At 28.0% G+C, this 2,301-nt stretch carries 2 protein-coding genes; both read left to right on the top strand.

Annotation, left to right across the window (positions count from 1 at the left end; translation table 11 throughout):
- On the top strand, positions 1-1,097 hold a 1,097-nt coding region (locus tag Q0370_RS04665), incomplete at its 5' end, for a hypothetical protein (RefSeq protein ID WP_299572763.1).
- Positions 1,098-1,340: 243 nt separating this feature from the next.
- A partial coding sequence (locus tag Q0370_RS04660) for a reverse transcriptase domain-containing protein (RefSeq protein ID WP_299572760.1) occupies positions 1,341-2,301 on the top strand: 961 nt, incomplete at its 3' end.

The raw sequence follows: 2,301 nt of genomic DNA, 5'->3' as shown, positions 1-2,301 counted from the left end.
AGAATCTTTATCAAGAGTTTTTTGTAGAACCAATAACTTTACAAGAAGAAGACTTTGCTAAAAGAAAAATATCACAAAGTAAAATTAGGGAGCGTATTAATCCATTTTATAATGGATTATATTCAGAAGACTATATTGAAGTTGATGGTATTATTGCTTTATTTTGTTTTCCGTATTATGGAGAAAAAAAGTTGTTTAAATGTAAAGCCTCATCTTATTGCTTGAGTAGGTATCCTGAAATTGAGATTTTGCAAAATGAAGTAAATTTTAGCTATATAAAAACTTTAGATGAAATGGAACAAGATAATGCGAAAGAAAATCTAATTAAGGTACTTAAGAAAGATGTTGATATGGTTAGGCAAGGGCTTTCTTTTGCAAATAATGATGTAAATGCTTTTAATGCCTCTTTAAAAGAAAAAGCTTTAGCAGTATTAAAAGCGCGAAAACATAATGTAGAGGCCTTTTATACAATATCCACTATGTTTGAGGTACCAATTGAGAAAAAAGAATATGCTCAAAACCATATACCCTTAAAACGAAATATAGTTCCGGTAACTCATAAGTATGAGAAGTCAGATTACTTTGGAATTACAGATAAAGATTATTTTGATATATTAAGCTCTATAAAACATACGTTATCAACTTATGAAAGAACACCTAATTCATATCAATCAATGAAAGAAGAGGATTTACGAAATACACTATTAGCAACATTAAATGCAACTTATAAAGGTGGGGCTGTTGGTGAAGCTTTCAGAAATAATGGAAAAACTGATATTTGCATAGAAAGAGAGAATAGGGCTGCCTTTGTTGCTGAATGTAAGATGTGGACTGGAGCAAAGGCTGTACAAGAAGCTATTTTACAATTAGATAGTTATCTGACTTGGCGTGATTGCAAAACAGCTTTAATATATTTTGTAAGAAGAAAAAATTACTTAAGTATTTTAAAAAATATTAAATGTACATTAGAGAGTATTGATAATATTAGAGCTATAAAAGAAGTCGATAGAAATGAATTTGATTGCCTTTATCTCTCAGAAAGTAATCCAGGGCAAAAAATTAGAGTTAGAGTAATGCTTTTTAATTTATATTGTTAGAATGTATAAGAGTTATGAATTCAATAAAATGATTAAGTTTATTATTGAAATACTTTTTAAAAAGGGGTAAGCTAAAAATAGCGTATGGTTAGATTTTTTACTTGTGCTTCACAAGTGTTGATATAAATGTTAGGACTCTTATGTCTCTAGAGATAATCTTTTATAGATACAGATGAATTCTTTAGTTTAATACTTTTGTATTTAGACTTTTATATAAAGAGTAACCATACGCTTTTTATTATTATGAAGAATTATAAAGATGCACGAAAAAAAGTAGCCGGTTGGATTAAAGTTAATCAGAAGGAACTGGTTTATGTATTATATGGGAAAAAAGTAGATTATTTTTACAAATCCTTTCCGATTCCAAAGAAAAATGGAGAAAGTAGAGTTATTTATGCACCTAAAGATGAGTTAAAAATCATTCAAAAAAGATTAAGTCAAAAATTATATGAAACTCATAGGGAGTATATCAGGCAATACAGAATAAAATCGACTATATCTCATGGTTATGAACAAAAGAGAAATATAATAACTAATGCCCGTAGGCATAAAAATAAAAGGTATTTATTGAATATAGATATATCTGATTTTTTCCCGTCCTTTAATTTTGGTAGAGTACAGGGCTTTTTTTATAAAAGTAGAGAGTTTAGCTTTTCGAAAGAAGAAGCCACAATAATTGCGCAGTTAGTTTGTTATAATGGAAAGCTACCTCAAGGCGCACCCACATCTCCAATAATTTCAAATTTAATTTTTAATATTGTAGATTTACGTATTTTATCACTAGCTAAAAAGTATAAATTGTATTATACAAGATATGTTGATGATTTGACTTTTTCAACTAATCATAAAAGGTTTAAAGAAACCTGTTCTGATTTTATAAAAGAATTGACAGATCTTCTTAAAAAGAATGGATTTGAAATTAATCAAGGTAAAACAAGATTAGAATACTACTCCTCAAGACAAGAAGTAACCGGATTGACTGTAAATAAAAAAATAAATGCTAGTCGTAATTTTATAAATATAACTAGAGCGATGGCTAATCAACTATATAGAACAGACGAATTTCAAATTGATGGGGAGAAAGGATCACTAGAGAAATTGGAAGGACGATTTTCTTTTATAAATCAGTTGGATTGGTCTAATAATAAATTGGAACATAAGATAAAAAAAGGTAATTTTAGTAAAAGATATAATTCAGGTTTTA

The organism is uncultured Leptotrichia sp., assembly GCF_938036635.1.
Lineage (GTDB): Bacteria > Fusobacteriota > Fusobacteriia > Fusobacteriales > Leptotrichiaceae > Leptotrichia > Leptotrichia hongkongensis.
This window is presented reverse-complemented; position numbering and strand designations above follow the sequence as displayed.